Raw genomic sequence first — 15,229 nt, 5'->3', positions numbered from 1 at the left:
CCTGTAAGCGCATGGACACGCCAGGCTGGGTCGTCTCCAAGCGCGCCGCCACGTCAAAACGAGGCGTCGTCGCAGCACAGCATCCGCTCGCCGCGGAAGCCGGCGCCCGCATGCTGGCACGAGGCGGCAATGCGGTCGATGCGGCAGTCGCCGCCGCGCTGGCGGTGGGCGTGGCCGAACCCTGGCTCAGCGGGCTTGGCGGCGGCGGCTTCATGCTGGTGCGCAAGGCCGATGATGGCGCTGTCCACGGCATCGACTTCGGCATGGTCTCGCCGCAGCGGCTCGATCGGGCGCGCTATGCCATCGTCGAGGGCGAGGATCTCGACTGGTTCCAATGGCCGAAGGTCGCGGGCGACCGCAACATCAAGGGCTATGAGTCGATTTGCGTTCCCGGCGCGGTCGCGGGTCTCGGGCTTGCCGCCGAGCGCTTCGGGCGAATTCCCTGGCCCGCGCTGGTGGCACCGGCCTTGGCGATGGCCGAGGCCGGGATGCAAGTCGATTGGTTCGCCTCGCTCACCATCGCCGTCGAGGCGAGCGGACTCGAGGAATTTCCGGCGACGCGCGCCATCTTCCTGCCGGGCGGACGACCTCCGGTGGCGCGCGAGCGCGTGAGCGAGCAGAGACTGGCCAACGGCGCGCTTGCCCGCACGCTCCGGCGTCTTGCCGAAGCGGGCCCGCGGGATTTTTACGAAGGCGAGATCGCCCGACTCCTCAGGGCCGACCTCGCCGCCGGCGGCTCGGCCATCGCTGCCGACGACCTCGCTAGCTACCAGGCGCGCATCGTCGCGCCAGCGCGCCTGGACTACCGCGGCGTTCACCTCCATGCCATGCCCGGGCTCACCGGCGGGCCCACCTACCTCGCGGCGATGGCGATGCTGGCCGAGGCCGACCTCGCCGATGGCCGTCTCGGGCCCGAGGCGTTCGTCACCTACGCCAAGGCCATCACCGAGGCCTATGCACGCAGGCTTTCCAGCTTCGGCCATGCCGGCATCACCAACGATCCCGGCTGCACCTCCCATGTGAGCGTCATCGATGCCGACGGCATGATGGTGGCGCTCACCAACAGCCTGTTGTCGCGTTTCGGCTCTAAGGTGACGCTGCCGGCGACCGGCATCGTGATGAACAACGGCATGATGTGGTTCGACCCGCGGCCGGGCCGGCCGAACGCGATCGCCGCGGGCGAGCGACCGCTCGCCAATATGTGTCCCATCATCGCCACCGGCCGGCGCGGGCCGGGCCTCGCCATGGGTGCCGCAGGCGGCAGGCAGATCGTTCCGGCACTGGTGCAGCTGACCTCGTTCCTCTTCGACTTCGGCATGTCCCTCCAGGAAGCGTTCCACGTTCCGCGCCTGGATGCCAGCACGCGCAAGGTGCTCTGCGATACGCGCATGCAAGCCGGCGCCGTCGCCGCTCTCGCCCGCAGCTTCGAAGTGGCGCGCGTCGAGGACACGGTCTATCCCGTGCAGTTCGGGGTGCCGAATGCGGTGCGCCATGACGGGAGCGAGCAATGCAACTGCGGCATGGCGCATGTGACGACGCCGTGGCCTACCGCGATCGCCGAGGACGCGCTTACATGAGCGCCGCTCCGCTCCTTGAGGTCGAGAACCTCAAGGTCACCATCGGCGAGGCACCGGTGGTCGACGGGCTCAGCTTCGCCATCGCCGCCGGGGAGACTATGGCGCTGGTGGGCGAGAGCGGCTGCGGCAAAAGCCTGACCGCGCGGGCGCTGATGCGTCTCCTGCCGCCGGCGGCCCGCCAGGTCGCCGGCACGGTCAAGCTCGCCGGGCAGGACCTCGGGCGCTGCGATGAGGAGGCGATGGCGAGTCTGCGCGGCAGCGCGCTCTCCATGATCTTCCAGGAGCCGGTCGCCTCGCTCAATCCGCTGATGACGGTGGGGGCGCAGATCGTCGAGGCGCTCTTTGCCCATCGCCGGGTCTCCCGCGGCGAGGCCACTGCCGCCGTGCTCGCCATGCTGGCAGAGGTCGGCATCGCCGATGCTGAACGCCGGCTTCAGCAATATCCCTTCGAGCTCTCCGGCGGCATGTGCCAGCGGGTCATGATCGCGATCGCGCTCATCTGCCGGCCGCGGCTCTTGATCGCCGATGAGCCGACGACGGCGCTCGATGTGACCATCCAGGCGCAGATCCTAGCCCTGATGAAGCAGCTCAGGCGCGAGACCGGCACCGCCATGCTGCTGATCACCCATGATATGGGCGTGGTCGCCGACATGGCGGACCGCATTGCCGTCATGTATGCCGGGCGCATCGTCGAGGAAGGCGACGTGTTCACGCTCTTTCGCGAGCAGCGCCACCCCTATACCAAGCTCCTCTTGAAGAGCCTGCCGGCCCTCGACGGCGAGCGCCGCGGCAAGCTCAGCACCATCGAGGGAACGGTGCCCGATCTCAGGTCATGGCCGCCCGGATGCCGCTTTCACCCGCGCTGCCCGCTGGCCGATGCCGAGTGCCGCCGCGCGGTTCCGCCCTTGGCGGCCAGCGGCGCGAGCCAGCATCGCGCCGCCTGCTGGCACTCCGAGCGGGTCGGCGACCTCGACCGCGTGAGCGTCTGATGACCGGGGCGCCGCTCTTGGAAGTGAGCCAGCTCCGCGTGCATTTTCCGATCCTGAGCGGGCTGTTGCGACGGCCCGTCGGCATGGTGCGAGCCGTCGACGGCATCAGTTTCGAGATCCAACCCGGCGAGACCTTCGCCCTTGTCGGCGAGAGCGGCTGCGGCAAATCGACCACGGGCTATGCCGTGCTGCGCATGCTGCAGCCGACGGGAGGACGCGTTCTCTTCCGCGGCCAGGATCTGACCCTGCTGGAAGGCGAAGCTCTGCGTCAGGCCCAGGGCGAGATGCAGATCGTCTTCCAGGATCCCTATTCCTCGCTCGACCCGAAAATGACGGTGGGCGAGAGCGTCGGCGAGCCCTTGCTGGTGCGCAAGATGCTGAGCGGTGCCGCGCTCGGAGGGCGCGTTGCCGAACTGTTGTCGCTGGTAGGGCTCCGGCCCGAACATGCCAAGCGCTATCCCCACGAGTTCTCCGGCGGCCAACGCCAGCGCATCGGGATTGCCCGCGCGCTCGCCCTCAAGCCGCGGCTCATCATCTGCGACGAGCCGGTCTCCGCGCTCGATGTCTCGGTGCGCTCGCAGATCCTGAACCTGCTGATGGAGCTCAAACGGGAACTCGGGGTTGCCTATCTCTTCATCTCCCACGATCTCTCAGTCGTGCGCCATGTGAGCGACCGCGTCGCCGTCATGTATTTGGGCCATATCGTCGAGGAGGCGCCGGTCGAAACACTCTTCGCCACGCCGGCGCACCCCTATACCAAGGCGCTGTTGAGCGCGATCCCGGTGCCCGACCCCGAGGCGCAACGCGCCCGCCAGCCGATCGTGCTTCAGGGCGATCTGCCGAGCCCGGCGGATCCCCCCTCGGGCTGCCCGTTCCGCACGCGCTGCCCGATCGCACGCGAGGTTTGCGCGAGCGACCCGCCTTCCTTGCGCCCGATCGGCGCCGATCACCGCGTCGCCTGCCATTTTGCGCCGTGACCCCGACCGTTCCTCCGGACGGGTTGATCGATCGCATCATCGCCTCCGATACCGCCTACACCAGCGCCCGCGTTGCCGTCATCGGCCGCTGGCCGGGCAATCCCTATGGCGCCGAGACGCGGAGCGAGGGCGGCACGCACGCCTTCGCCGTTCGCGGCGTCCCCTCGCCTTGGCTCAATCGGGCCGTCGGCTTCGGCGAGGCCGATGCGGACAAGGTTGCGGGTGCTGCCGCCTGGTTCCGCGAGCGGGGCGTGCGCGGTTGCTTCGACGTCATGCCGGATCGGCATGGTCCGGCGTTGGCCCAAGCATTCGGTCAGGCCGGGTTCATGCAATCCCGCTTCGATAGCGTGAGCTGGGCGGCACCACGACGAGCCTCGCCCAGCGTTCCGATCGAGACGATCGACTCCGAGACCGGCATGGAGACGTTCCTCGACGCCCATCTCGAAGCGTGGTCGATGCCGACGCAGGATCGCGATGGCGCCAAGCGCAATATGCAGGGATGGTTGGGCTTGCCGGGCTGGACCATGTTGCTGGCGCGGCTCGCTGGCGGGCCGGCGGGCACGGCGGTGCTCCATGTCGCCGATGGCATCGCCTATATCGCCCTTACCGCCACGCGTCCGGCCTCGCGTCGACAGGGCGTGCAGACGGCCTTGCTGCAAAACTGCTTCAATCTCGCCGCCGAAGCCGGCGCGGATATCATCTGGTCTCGCGCTGCCTATCTGTCGTCGAGCCACCGCAATATGCTGCGGGCGGGCCTCAGCGTTCTCTGCACACCCGCCTTCTGGACCCGATCAGACCCGTAAGGCGCGCTCGGCGATGAGCACCGCGCCCACGGCGGCGAGATCCTTGATCTCCTTCCGGCTGTAGCCGAGCTCGCCCAGGATTTCCACCGTGTGCTCGCCCATGACCGGGGCACCGCGGCGGATCCGGGCCGGCGTCTCCGACAGCTTGACTGGCGGGCCGATGGTCTTGACTGGCCCGAGGCGGCTGTGGGGCGCATCGGTCACCATGCCGCGGGCGAGCGCTTGCGGATCGGCCTGCATCTGCTTGACGTCGAGCACCGGACCGGCCGGCACCCCGGCCATCTCCAGGATCGACAGCCATTCCTCGGTCTTGCGCCGGCGGAGGATGAAAGTGAGCTCTTGGACGAGCGCGGCGAGGTTGCCCTTGCGCGCGGCATTGTCCTTGAACCTGGGATCGTTGGCGAGCGAGGGCTGGCCGATGGCGTCCACCAGCTTCAGCCAGTTCGCCTGGTTGGCGCCGCCGACATTGATCCAGCCGTCCTCGGTTTCGAAGGCCTGGTAAGGCGCGCTCAAGGGATGGGCCGATCCGAGCGCTCCCGGTGCGGCACCGGTCGCGAATGCGATCGCCGACTGCCAATAGGTGAGAACGATGCCGGCCTCGAACAGCGAGGTATCGACGATCTGGCCGCGGCCGGTCTCCCGGCGTCGATGCAAGGCCGCAAGGATGCCCATGGCCGCCAGGATGCCGGCGGTGATGTCGGTCACCGGCGAGCCGACCTTTACCGGCGGCCGCCCCGGGCCCTCCCCGGTGATGCTCATGAGGCCGCTCATGCCCTGGGCGATGAGATCGAAGCCGCCGCGATCGGCATAGGGGCCAGTGCGCCCGAACCCGGACAAGGCGCAATAGATGAGCCCGGGATTGTCCCAGCGCAGCACCTCATAGCCGAGGCCGTAATGCTCCATCGCCCCTTTGCGAAAATTCTCGATGAAGACATCGGCACCCTTGATCAGCCGCTTCAGCACGGCACGGCCCGTGGGCTGCTTCAGGTCGACGGCGATGCCGCGCTTGTTGCGGTTCATCATGAGGTAGGCGGCCGCTTCGGCGATCGGCTCCGGTCCCTGCTTCGGCGGCACCAGCCGCCTGGTGTCGTCGCCCGCGGGCAGCCGCTCGACTTTGATCACATCGGCGCCGAGATCGGCCAGCATCAGCCCGCAGGTGGGTCCCGCCATGATATGCGCCAGCTCCACCACGCGTAGGCCCGCCAGTGCCCCGTCGCCGCCCCGGCTCGGCTCCGCCGCAGGCTCTTGGCGGGTGCTCTTGGGCTTCGGCACCGGCTTCGCGGCCGGCGCTTTGCCTCGCGGCTTTGATTTGGGCTTGGGCTTGGCTTTGAGCGGTCGCTTCGCCGCAACCGGGCGCTTTGCGGCTTTCGCCTTCCTGGCCGGCTTCGGCGCCTTCGTGCGTTTCTTCCGGGGTTTCTTGGCGGCCACTCAGCGCCCCTTGAAGGCGGGTTTGGTCTTGGCGAGGAAGGAACGAAAGCCTGTCTGGTAGTCCTCGGTGTCGAAGCAGGCATAGCCCTCGGCGAATTCCGCCTCGCTGAGGCTCTCGGGGCGCGCCAGGCGCTTGGCGAATTTCTTGTGCCAGCGATTGACCAGGGGAGCCCCTTCGGCGATGCGCCTGGCGGTGGCATAGCCCTCCTCTTCGACCTTGTCGTCGGCGACCACGCGGTTCACCAACCGCTTCTGCAGGGCTTCGGCGGCGCCGAACACGCGGGCCTCGAACAGGATCTCGAGCGCGGTCGAGCGGCCGACGAGCTGGATCAGCGCCTCGATCTCGGGATAGGCCATGACCAGGCCCAGCCGGTTGATCGGCACGCCGAAGCGCGAGGACTCCCCGCAGATGCGCAGATCGCACATGAGCGCGATCTCGAGCCCGCCGCCCACGCAGATGCCCTTGATCATGGCCACGGTCGGATGGCGGCAATCGGCGACGGACGCCATGGTCCGGTGCATGAGCTTGCCATAGGCGCGGGCCTGGGCGGCATTCGCCCGCTCGGCCTCGAACTCGGCGATGTCGGCGCCGGGACCGAAGGCCTTCTCGCCGGCGCCGGTGATGACGACGCAGCGGAGCCCGTCCTCCTCAGACAGCGCGCCCATGATCCGGCCGAGCTCTTCCCACATCGGCTTGTTGAGCGCGTTCAGCTTCTCCGGGCGGTTCAAGGTCACGGTCGCGATCGGACCATCCTTGGCGACCAGCACGACGTCGGACATGGGGGTTTCCATTATCGGCGAATTGGACGCCGAGCCTAGCAGGCCGCCGCCCCGCATGCCAAAGCACCGCGATGCCCCACCCCGGCCCTCCCCCGCACTTGCGCGCGAGGGAGGGAGCGAGACGCGATCCTTCAACTCCCTCCCCCAACTTGTTGGGGGAGGGTTGGGGTGGGGGCCATCGACTGCAAAACGTTTAGCGCGGGATGGAAGCTGCTGGTGCGGCGGCGGGCGCCGGAGACTGGCATTGCCAGGCGAGCGCCAGCGCGGAGAGGATGGCGAGGATGGTGCTGAACGCGACCGCCGGCATCACCCAGGCGTCGAGCCCGCGGTCGAGCAGGAACCCCAGAATAGGCGGCGCCAGGGCGGCACCGAGGTCATAGCCGGAATAGACGAAGCCGAAGACCTTGCCGGTCGTCGTCGAGGTGGCGACCGAGCGCACCAGCATGTCGCGGGCGGCGTTGGTCGCTCCGGTGCTGAGCCCGGCGAGCGCCAGGACCACCGCCAGCGCGGGAGCATCGAAAGCGATCATGCCGACGGCGAAAAAGATCACCGTGCCGCAGGCAACGCCGAGAATCACCACGCGCTCGTGGTGGCGGGTCCAATCGGCGAGGAACCCGCCCATGAGGGTACCGAAGCCGCTGCCGGCGAGATAGAGCGTGAGCGCCGCCGCCACTGCCTCGATCGGGGTCTGGAACAGGCGATTGAGCGTGGCCGAGAGAAAGCTGGTCATGCCGACTTGCGGTGCGGCCATTAAGAGGAAGTAGCTGAAGCAAACGAACACCGCAGCGGAGCGGAACACGGCAAAGGGCGAAGCATCCGCGGCGGCTGCGGCCTTCGCCTTCGGCCGCGTCTCTGCCCCGGCGAGAAATCGGACCTGACTCAGGACCAGGAGCCAGACCAAGGCGCCGGCAAGCACGCCCACCAGCATGGCGCGCTGCCAAGACATGAATTGGATGAGGGCGACCATGACGACCGGCACGGCGGCGTAGCCGAGGGTGCCGAACAACGCGTGAATGGCGAAGGCGCGCCCGATCCGGGAAGAGGTGACCCGCTGGCTCATGATCGAATAGTCGGCCGGATGGAAGACGCTATTGCCGAAGCCGGCCAGGGCCGCCATCGGGAACATGAGCCAGAATTCCGGCACCAGCGCCATCGCGGCCACGCTCACGACCAGGAGCCCGAGACCAGCAGCCAGCACAAGCGGCGGCCCGATCCGGTCAACCAGGAAGCCGGCGGCGGTCTGCCCGGTGCCGGAGCAGAGGTAGAAGATCGTCATCACCAACCCGAGCTCGGCGAAGCTGACGCCATAGCTCGCCTGGATCGCCAGGAACAAGGACGGCACGATGAATTGGAAGAAATGGCTGAAGAAATGTGCGGCGCTGACGACGGCGACCACACGCACATCCCGGCCAAGATTGTCACCGCCGGAGCGGCTTACGACGGAGGCGGCATCCATGGAAAGGAAGCCCCGCTGGTTGAAGCGCCGGGCAGTCTATCGCAGAACCGCGCCGGCAATCTCGGCCAATTGCGCCGGGCACGACGCCGCGGCACCATTCAGCCCACGCAACCGCTGGGGGAGGACATAATGAGCAGGATTGCGCGCTGTGGCTGCGGCAGTCTCAGGGCCGAGGTTACCGGCGAGCCCATGGTCGTCGTCGCCTGTCATTGCACCGAGTGCCAGCGTCGCACCGGGTCGCCGTTCGGCGTTGGGGCCTACTACAAAAAGAACCAGGTCAGCGTCGCCGGAGCCAGCACCGCCTACAGGCGCCGGGCTGAATCCGGCGGTGCCGTCACCAATCATTTCTGCCCGGGCTGCGGCAGCACGGTGTATTGGGAGGCAGAGATGTATCCCGATGGGTTCGGTGTGGCCATCGGCGCCTTCACCGACCCGGATTATCCGCAACCGGCGCGCTCCGTCTGGGAGCGCTCGCGGCATCGCTGGCTCGGGCTTGGCAGCGGGATTCCGCGCCACGCAATGGGCCGGGACAGTCCGGTCCTCGGCTAGCCCCGCCCTACCCCGGGCCCGGGGAACCTGCTAGAGCATCGCCCGGCTTCGCCCATGGGGAGGCGGAGCCTTCCTTGGGGAGTTCCGAGACCGCCCATGACCACGGCCACCGCCCGCACCACCGCCGGCATCCTTCTTGACATCGGCGCCATCCATATCCGTCCCGACGAGCCCTTCACCTTCACCTCGGGGCGGCTGTCGCCGGTCTATGTGGATTGCCGCAAGATCATCTCCTTTCCGCGGGCGCGGGCGAAGCTCATGGACATGGCCGTCGCTTTGGTGACCGAGGCGGCAGGCTACGAGGCCTTCGATGCGGTGGCCGGGGGCGAGACCGCGGGCATTCCTTTTGCCGCCTGGATGGCCGAGCGCATGGGGCTGTCCATGCTCTATGTTCGTAAGAAATCCAAAGGCTTCGGACGGAATTCTCAGATCGAAGGTGACTTCGGCGACGGCGCCCGGGTGCTCCTGGTCGAGGACCTGGCGACCGATGCCGGCTCGAAGCATGTCTTCCTCGACGCCCTCGATGCCGCCGGCGCCAAATGCGCGCATCTCTTCGTGATCTTCCACTACGGGACCTTTCCCAAGGCGATCGAGAGCCTGAACGACAGGGGTGTCAGCCTGCACGGCCTTGCCACCTGGGCCGACGTGCTGGAGGTCGCACCCAGCCGCGGCTACAGCGCTGATAAGATCGGCCAGGTCCGGAGCTTCCTCGCCGACCCCGATGCCTGGGCGGAGAAGCAGTCGCGGAAGGCTTGAGCCTCCTCGCCTTCCGCCTCGCTCTTCGGTTGCGCTATAGTCCTCACCAATGAACAGAACAGTGAGGCTCCGACTATGCGCAACCATGCCCTCTCTCTGTTGATTGCGGCCGGGCTCGCCCTCGGCATCCCCGCCGCCCAAGCGCAGCAGACCGCCCCGGCCAAACCCGGCGAGCTGGTAGTCGGCATGACCCAGTTCCCGCCCACACTCAATCCGCACATCGACTCGATGCTGGCGAAGACCTACATCCTCGCCTTCGCCGGCCGGCCGCTGTCGGCCTATGACGATCAGTGGAAGCTCGTGTGCATGCTCTGCACCGAGCTACCGACGATCGAGAACGGCCTTGCCAAGGTCGAAAAGCAAGCCGACGGCACCGATGGGGTCGCCATCACCTACACGCTCAATCCCAAGGCGACCTGGGGCGACGGCACGCCGGTCACTACCAAGGACGTGGTCTTCACCTGGGAGGTCGGCAAGCATCCCGATACCGGCGTCGCCAATCTCGAGCAGTTCCAGAACATCGCCTCGATCGATGTCAAGGACGCCAAGACCTTCACCTTCCACAAGAAGAAGCTGAAATATTCCTACAACGTCGACACCGATTTCCGGCTCATTCCCGAGCACCTGGATCGGGCGAACTTCGCCGTTCCGGCGGATTACAAGAAGAAGACCGCCTTCGACACCAGCCCAACCAATCCCGGGCTCTATTTCGGCCCTTACCGCGTCACCAATTTCGAGATCGGCGCCACCATCGTGCTCGAACCGAATCCGACCTGGTATGGCGAGAAGCCGCAATACAAGCGGATCGTGCTGAAGCTGATCGAGAACACGGCGGCGATGGAGGCGAACCTGTTGTCGGGCTCGGTCGACTACGTCTCGGGCGAGCTCGGCGTCACCATCGACCAGGCGATCACCTTCCAGAAACGCTTCGCCAGCCAGTACGGCTACAACTTCAAGCCGGGGCTGCTCTACGAGCACATCGACCTCAACCTCGACAACCCGCTGCTCAAGGACAAGCGGGTGCGCCAGGCGCTTCTGTACGCGCTCGACCGCGGCAAGCTGACCCAGCAGCTGTTCGAGGGCAAGCAGCCGGTCGCCGATACGGCGATCCATCCTCTGGATTGGATCTACGACAAGCAGGTCAAGGCCTATCCCTATGACACCAAGAAGGCGGCGGAGCTGCTCGATGCCGCGGGCTTCAATGTGATGAAGGAGGGCTTTCGGCACAGCGCCGCGGGCGACCGGCTCCGTTTCGAGCTGATGACGACAGCGGGCAATCGCACCCGCGAGCTGGTGGAGCAGGTGCTGCAGAGCCAGTGGAAGGCGGTCGGCGTCGAGATCCTCATCAAGAACGAGCCGGCGCGCGTCTATTTCGGCGAGACCACGCGCATGCGCAAATACACCGGCATGGCGATGTATGCCTGGATTTCCTCACCGGAAAACTCGCCCCGCACCCAGTTCCATTCCTCCCATATCCCGACCGAGGCGAATGGCTGGGCCGGGCAGAACTACCCGGGCTACAAGAACCCGAAGATGGATGAGCTCATCGACAAGCTCGAGGTCGAGCTCGACCGCGAGAAGCGCGGCAAGCTGTGGGCGGAGTACCAGACGATCTATGCCGAGGAGCTGCCGGTGCTGCCGCTCTACTTCCGCGCCGATCCCTTCATCATCCCGAAATGGCTGACCGGCGTGGTGCCGACCGGCCATCAATACGGCACCAGCTACTGGGCCCAGGTCTGGGGCGCGAGCTGAGCGGTACTGGTTCCCCCCCGGAATGAATGGGGGGGGGCCGGAACGTGACCCGGGCACGAACTCTCACCCTCCCGCGCAATGCGCGGGTCCCTCCCTCTCCCGCAATGCGGGAGAGGGGCATAGGGCGGCATGTTTGGAGCCCCTCTCCCGCACCGCGGGGTCGGGACGGTTGGGGACGGGTCCTCCCGTCCCCAACGCCGCACCGGGAGGATCCGGCGTGGCCGTCCCCGACGGTGCCGAGCGCATGCGAGGCGGGTGAGGGTCTTCGCACTGCGCGCCGGCATCGGACCTAGGCCGGTGACCCGCTTCCTCGCCGAGCGAGTGATCCAGGGGCTGATCGTCCTGCTGGCGATGTCGTTCGTGATCTACATGCTGATCGGGCTCATGCCCGGCGATCCGATCGACATCATGCTGTCGGGCGATCCGAACATGACCGCCGCCGACGCTGCGCGCTTGCGCAAGCTCTACGGCCTCGACCGACCGCTGGTGGAGCGCTATCTGACCTGGCTCGCCGATGCGGTGCAGGGCGATTTCGGCTATTCCAGGCTGCACCAGAAGCCGGTGCTCGACATCCTGCTGCCCCGGCTCGCCAACACCGCGCGGCTGGTCTTGCTCGCGCTCTCGATCTCCATCTGCATCGCCGTCCCGGCCGGCGTATTTGCCGCCAGGCGGCCGCGCTCGTTCGTCGACCAGGCGATCAACCTGGCCTGCTTCGCGGGAATTTCGCTGCCGTCCTTCTGGCTGGCCCTGGTGCTGATCATCATCTTCGCCGTGATCCTCGGCATCCTGCCAGCGAGCGGCATGGGCGATCCCACCGGCGCCGGCGGCATCATCGACAAGCTGCGCCATCTCGTGCTGCCGGTGGCTACCTTGGGCCTCCTCAACATCGCCGCCGTCACCCGCTATACCCGATCTTCGATGATCGAGGTCATGCGCGAGGACTACATCCGCACGGCGCGCGCCAAGGGTGCCGCCGAGCATCGCGTGGTCTGGCGCCACGCGCTCAAGAACGCGTTCATACCGGTGGTGACCGTGATGGCGCTCGAGTTCGGCACCTTGTTCTCCGGCGCCTTGGTGACGGAGACGATGTTCGCCTATCTCGGCATGGGCAAGCTCATCTACGATTCGATCCTCGGCAACGACTTCAACGTCGCCCTCATCGGGCTGCTCTTCGCCTGCCTCATGGTGATGGTTGCCAACTTCGCGGCCGATCTCGCCTATGCGGCGCTCGATCCCAGGATCTCCTACCGATGACCGTCGCCGAAGCCTACATCCCGCCCGCGCTCTCCCCGGCACAGCTCTTTTGGCGCCGATTTCGCCGCCACCACTTGGCGCTGACCAGCGCCGCCGTGCTCTTCGTGCTGACCGGCTTGGCGCTCACCGCCCCGCTCATCTCCGAGCGCATGGGCTTCGACCACACCACGGCCGATCTGTTGAGCCGGTTTCTGCCCACCTCCTCCGAGCATCCCCTCGGCACCGACGATCTCGGCCGCGACCTCCTGCTCAGGCTCATCTATGGCGGCCGGGTCTCCTTGTTCGTCGGCATGGTGACGGCATTTTGCGCCGCCTCGATCGGCTCCGCCGTCGGCTTGACCGCAGGCTGGTATGGCGGCCGGGTTGACGCGGTGCTGATGCGGCTGGCGGACGCCTGGCTCGCCTTGCCGCTCTTGCCGCTGTTGATCGTGCTGGCCGCGGTCGATCTGACCAAGCTCGGCTTCTCCAAGGATTTTGTTGCCTCCGGCAATATCAGCCTTTATCGCATCGTCTTCATCATCTCGCTCTTCACCTGGACCACGGTCGCCCGGCTGGTGCGCGGAGCGACTTTGAGCCTGCGTGAGCGCGATTTCGTGCAGGCCGCGATCGCCCAGGGCGCCAGCACGCCCCGCATCCTCATCGTCCACATCCTGCCGAACGCGCTCTCGCCCATCCTGGTTGCGGCCACGCTCGCCAGCGGCAACGTCATCCTGCTCGAATCGGTGTTGAGCTTTCTCGGATTAGGGATCCAGCCGCCGATTCCCTCCTGGGGCAACATGCTGACCAATGCGCAAGAGCTGATCTGGTCGCAGCCGACCCAGGCGATTTATCCCGGACTCGCCATCTTCGTCACCGTGATATCCTTGAACTTCCTCGGTGACGGCCTGCAGGACGCCTTCGACCCGCGCACCGGGGGACGCTAGCGCCGGCACCCTTGCGATGGACTGCGATGGCTCGACTCCGATTGACGCTGGTCGTGCTGGTCGCTTCGCTCTCGGCGGCGATCTCGGCCGCCGCGCAGATCGGCCCGGGCAGGCAGCAATCCTGCTTCCTCGTCCGCAACGTCTCCCAGGTCATGCTGTTCGGGCGCGTGGTGACGCAGAGCCGTGAGCGCTACACCTTCCGCTTGGGCAAGGGTGAGAGCACGCGGGGCTGTCTTGCCGGCGTTCTGTTCAAGGGCGACAGGGTGCAGCTGGTGATCGTGAGCCTGGTCACAGTGCCCTTGTTCGAGTGCTACACGACGATCGACCAGCCGATCCAGCTCTATGCCCGCCGCAAGCAGGAAGGCTGGGACTATTCGGCCGATTGCCGCTGAACGCTGGCGTCATCGGCCTTCACCACGCGCCAGCGGATCGTCACCTCCTCGACCACATTGCCGAAGGTGCGCGCCGCCTCATCGATCCCGGCCTCGGTGATCTCGCCCTTCTTCAGCTTGGCGATCCAAGGCTCGGTCAGCAGCAGGTTGACGGCTTCGATGCGGAAGTCCACGCCCAGCATCAGCCCGAGCGGCGTGTTCGACTGCTGCCGCTCGAGCCAGTGACGGTTGGCTCGCTGATCGAAAAGCGCCAGGCCCTCGGCAAGGATCGGACGCACATGGGTCGGGTCGGCGAGAAAGGCATCGCTGCGGACATGCGGCACCATGATCGTGATCAGGGCATTGTGGCAGCACACGCGCCAGAGCTCCTGGATGATCGCAAGAAACGTGTCGGAGCTCTGACCGAGATGTTCCAGCACATGGGACAACAGCACCTCTCTGACCGATGATGTGGCCCAGGGCCAGGGCAGCTCTTCGAGGTTATGGACCTGGTCCGGATTGAACCTTGCATCGCGATCCACATTGACCCACCCCGACAGGTGCTTGACGCCGCATCCCAGATTGAGCTTGAAATCGGTCATTGCGGTTATCGCGGCGGCGCAATCACGCTAGAGCCGCGCCGTCGACGCCAGGTCCTGGTGCGTGGCAGCACCAGAAGCAGCCGAGCGGACGAGCCATTCGACCAGACGCTTGGCCGGATCCACCCGCAGCCGCTCCCTCGACATGAGAGCGCACAGGCGCGCTTCGGAGCGCACACGCTGGCCAAAAGGCACCACGAGATCGCCTCGAGCGAGCGAGCGCTCGACCAACGGCGCATGTCCGATCAGAACCCCCGCCCCTTCCATCGCTTCCTGCAAGGCCAGGCTATAGAGCGAGAAGGTGGGACCGGAGCGGGCATCGACCCGGCGTTCGCCCACCGCGGCAAGCCAGCGCCGCCAATCCTCGCACCAACGCTCGTCGTGGAGCAGCGTCTCGCCCCGGAGGTCTGCGATCGTTTGCAGGCGATCGGCGATCTTTGGCGAGCAGACCGGGAACAAGGCATCGGTGGCCAGCACCGTCGCCGTATCGCCCTCACCCGCGGACGCAACGAAGAACAACGCGACGTCGTAAGGCTCGCGGCTGAGGTTCGGCGCGTTCGGGCGGTGCGACACCGAGATCGTCAACTCGGGGAATGCCGCGTGAAGCGCCGGCAGACGCGGCGAAAGCCAGAGCTGGGCCACGCTCGGCAGCGCTGCGATCCGTATGCGGGCCGGAGCCGCCGATCGCCGCAATGCGGTGGCGGCAAGGCCAATGGCATCGAACGCCGCCTCGACCTTGGGCATGACCGTGCGAGCCTCTGCGGTCAACTGCACGCCATGGGGCTTGCGGTCGAACAGGACGCAGCCCGCCCAAACTTCCAGCGCCTTCACCTGCTGGGCCACCGCGCCGGGGGTCACTCCCAGCTCCGATGCCGCCCGCACGAAACTCTCATGGCGGGCGGCGGCGTCGAAGGCGCGAAGCGCATTGAGCGGTGGAACGCCCGGTCTCATTGACGGTGCAGCCATGGCGAGGCCCCGAATATCTATGCCTCAGCCGCAGGATAAATGGTTTGTC

The 15,229-nt window shown here is 66.8% G+C and carries 15 protein-coding genes; 10 read left to right on the top strand and 5 right to left on the bottom strand.

Annotated features, from left to right (window positions below; all coding sequences use genetic code 11):
- The first annotated feature begins 11 nt into the window (after nt 1-11).
- The 4 genes from HY058_08370 to HY058_08355 are packed head-to-tail and all read left to right on the top strand — an operon-like array spanning nt 12 to nt 4,346.
- The gene (locus HY058_08370) at nt 12-1,577 is read left to right on the top strand and encodes a gamma-glutamyltransferase (protein MBI3497306.1); all 1,566 of its coding nucleotides are present in this window, start codon (nt 12-14) and stop codon (nt 1,575-1,577) included.
- A complete protein-coding gene (locus tag HY058_08365) occupies nt 1,574-2,566 on the top strand; it encodes an ABC transporter ATP-binding protein (protein ID MBI3497305.1) in 993 nt (330 codons plus the stop codon). Before HY058_08370 ends, HY058_08365 begins: the two co-directional genes overlap by 4 nt.
- Nucleotides 2,566-3,543, top strand: a complete 978-nt coding sequence (locus HY058_08360) for an ATP-binding cassette domain-containing protein (GenBank protein ID MBI3497304.1) — start codon at nt 2,566-2,568, stop codon at nt 3,541-3,543. The genes HY058_08365 and HY058_08360 overlap by 1 nt, the downstream gene beginning before the upstream one ends.
- Complete coding sequence (locus HY058_08355) at nt 3,540-4,346, top strand: GNAT family N-acetyltransferase (GenBank protein ID MBI3497303.1); 807 nt, start codon at nt 3,540-3,542, stop codon at nt 4,344-4,346. Before HY058_08360 ends, HY058_08355 begins: the two co-directional genes overlap by 4 nt.
- On the opposite strand, the gene HY058_08350 is transcribed toward HY058_08355, so the two are convergent.
- From HY058_08350 to HY058_08340, 3 genes are all read right to left on the bottom strand, one after another.
- On the bottom strand, nt 4,335-5,516 hold the full coding sequence (locus HY058_08350) for a CoA transferase (GenBank protein ID MBI3497302.1): 1,182 nt from the start codon (nt 5,514-5,516) through the stop codon (nt 4,335-4,337). The genes HY058_08355 and HY058_08350 overlap by 12 nt on opposite strands.
- Before the next feature lie 258 nt (nt 5,517-5,774).
- Entirely contained in the window at nt 5,775-6,554 is a 780-nt protein-coding gene (locus tag HY058_08345) for an enoyl-CoA hydratase/isomerase family protein (protein MBI3497301.1), read from the bottom strand.
- A gap of 193 nt (nt 6,555-6,747) precedes the next feature.
- Complete coding sequence (locus HY058_08340) at nt 6,748-8,010, bottom strand: MFS transporter (GenBank protein ID MBI3497300.1); 1,263 nt, start codon at nt 8,008-8,010, stop codon at nt 6,748-6,750.
- Between the two features lie 129 nt (nt 8,011-8,139).
- Between HY058_08340 and HY058_08335 the strand changes: the two genes are divergently transcribed.
- The 6 genes from HY058_08335 (at nt 8,140) to HY058_08310 (ending at nt 13,636) form a co-directional block, all read left to right on the top strand.
- Nucleotides 8,140-8,559 carry a GFA family protein gene (locus HY058_08335; GenBank protein ID MBI3497299.1) on the top strand — a complete coding sequence of 140 codons (420 nt, stop codon included), beginning with the start codon at nt 8,140-8,142 and terminating at the stop codon, nt 8,557-8,559.
- A gap of 96 nt (nt 8,560-8,655) precedes the next feature.
- Nucleotides 8,656-9,315: an orotate phosphoribosyltransferase gene (locus HY058_08330; protein MBI3497298.1), complete on the top strand. Its 660-nt coding sequence runs from the start codon at nt 8,656-8,658 to the stop codon at nt 9,313-9,315.
- 75 nt (nt 9,316-9,390) lie between these two features.
- Nucleotides 9,391-11,067: a peptide ABC transporter substrate-binding protein gene (locus HY058_08325; GenBank protein MBI3497297.1), complete on the top strand. Its 1,677-nt coding sequence runs from the start codon at nt 9,391-9,393 to the stop codon at nt 11,065-11,067.
- Between the two features lie 297 nt (nt 11,068-11,364).
- Nucleotides 11,365-12,321 carry an ABC transporter permease gene (locus HY058_08320; GenBank protein ID MBI3497296.1) on the top strand — a complete coding sequence of 319 codons (957 nt, stop codon included), beginning with the start codon at nt 11,365-11,367 and terminating at the stop codon, nt 12,319-12,321.
- Nucleotides 12,318-13,244 (top strand): ABC transporter permease, encoded by a 927-nt coding sequence (locus HY058_08315; GenBank protein MBI3497295.1) that lies wholly within the window; start codon nt 12,318-12,320, stop codon nt 13,242-13,244. The genes HY058_08320 and HY058_08315 overlap by 4 nt, the downstream gene beginning before the upstream one ends.
- Before the next feature lie 26 nt (nt 13,245-13,270).
- The gene (locus HY058_08310) at nt 13,271-13,636 is read left to right on the top strand and encodes a hypothetical protein (GenBank protein MBI3497294.1); all 366 of its coding nucleotides are present in this window, start codon (nt 13,271-13,273) and stop codon (nt 13,634-13,636) included.
- On the opposite strand, the gene HY058_08305 is transcribed toward HY058_08310, so the two are convergent.
- A complete protein-coding gene (locus HY058_08305; protein ID MBI3497293.1) occupies nt 13,615-14,217 on the bottom strand; it encodes a hypothetical protein in 603 nt (200 codons plus the stop codon). The genes HY058_08310 and HY058_08305 overlap by 22 nt on opposite strands.
- 27 nt (nt 14,218-14,244) lie before the next feature.
- Nucleotides 14,245-15,165 (bottom strand): LysR family transcriptional regulator, encoded by a 921-nt coding sequence (locus HY058_08300; protein ID MBI3497292.1) that lies wholly within the window; start codon nt 15,163-15,165, stop codon nt 14,245-14,247.
- Between the last annotated feature and the right edge of the window lie 64 nt (nt 15,166-15,229).

This window comes from Pseudomonadota bacterium (assembly GCA_016195085.1).
Lineage (GTDB): Bacteria > Pseudomonadota > Alphaproteobacteria > SHVZ01 > SHVZ01 > JACQAG01.
This window is presented reverse-complemented; position numbering and strand designations above follow the sequence as displayed.

What these genes read in the sequence shown, in the direction of transcription:
- HY058_08365 (MBI3497305.1), top strand. Translation starts at nt 1,574, where the DNA reads ATGAGCGCCGCTCCGCTCCTTGAGGTCGAGAACCTCAAGGTCACCATC.
- HY058_08315 (MBI3497295.1), top strand. Translation starts at nt 12,318, where the DNA reads ATGACCGTCGCCGAAGCCTACATCCCGCCCGCGCTCTCCCCGGCACAG.
- HY058_08330 (MBI3497298.1), top strand. Translation starts at nt 8,656, where the DNA reads ATGACCACGGCCACCGCCCGCACCACCGCCGGCATCCTTCTTGACATC.
- HY058_08300 (MBI3497292.1), bottom strand. Translation starts at nt 15,165, where the DNA reads ATGAGACCGGGCGTTCCACCGCTCAATGCGCTTCGCGCCTTCGACGCC.
- HY058_08360 (MBI3497304.1), top strand. Translation starts at nt 2,566, where the DNA reads ATGACCGGGGCGCCGCTCTTGGAAGTGAGCCAGCTCCGCGTGCATTTT.
- HY058_08335 (MBI3497299.1), top strand. Translation starts at nt 8,140, where the DNA reads ATGAGCAGGATTGCGCGCTGTGGCTGCGGCAGTCTCAGGGCCGAGGTT.
- HY058_08340 (MBI3497300.1), bottom strand. Translation starts at nt 8,010, where the DNA reads ATGGATGCCGCCTCCGTCGTAAGCCGCTCCGGCGGTGACAATCTTGGC.
- HY058_08350 (MBI3497302.1), bottom strand. Translation starts at nt 5,516, where the DNA reads ATGGCGGGACCCACCTGCGGGCTGATGCTGGCCGATCTCGGCGCCGAT.
- HY058_08370 (MBI3497306.1), top strand. Translation starts at nt 12, where the DNA reads ATGGACACGCCAGGCTGGGTCGTCTCCAAGCGCGCCGCCACGTCAAAA.
- HY058_08305 (MBI3497293.1), bottom strand. Translation starts at nt 14,217, where the DNA reads ATGACCGATTTCAAGCTCAATCTGGGATGCGGCGTCAAGCACCTGTCG.
- HY058_08310 (MBI3497294.1), top strand. Translation starts at nt 13,271, where the DNA reads ATGGCTCGACTCCGATTGACGCTGGTCGTGCTGGTCGCTTCGCTCTCG.
- HY058_08345 (MBI3497301.1), bottom strand. Translation starts at nt 6,554, where the DNA reads ATGTCCGACGTCGTGCTGGTCGCCAAGGATGGTCCGATCGCGACCGTG.
- HY058_08325 (MBI3497297.1), top strand. Translation starts at nt 9,391, where the DNA reads ATGCGCAACCATGCCCTCTCTCTGTTGATTGCGGCCGGGCTCGCCCTC.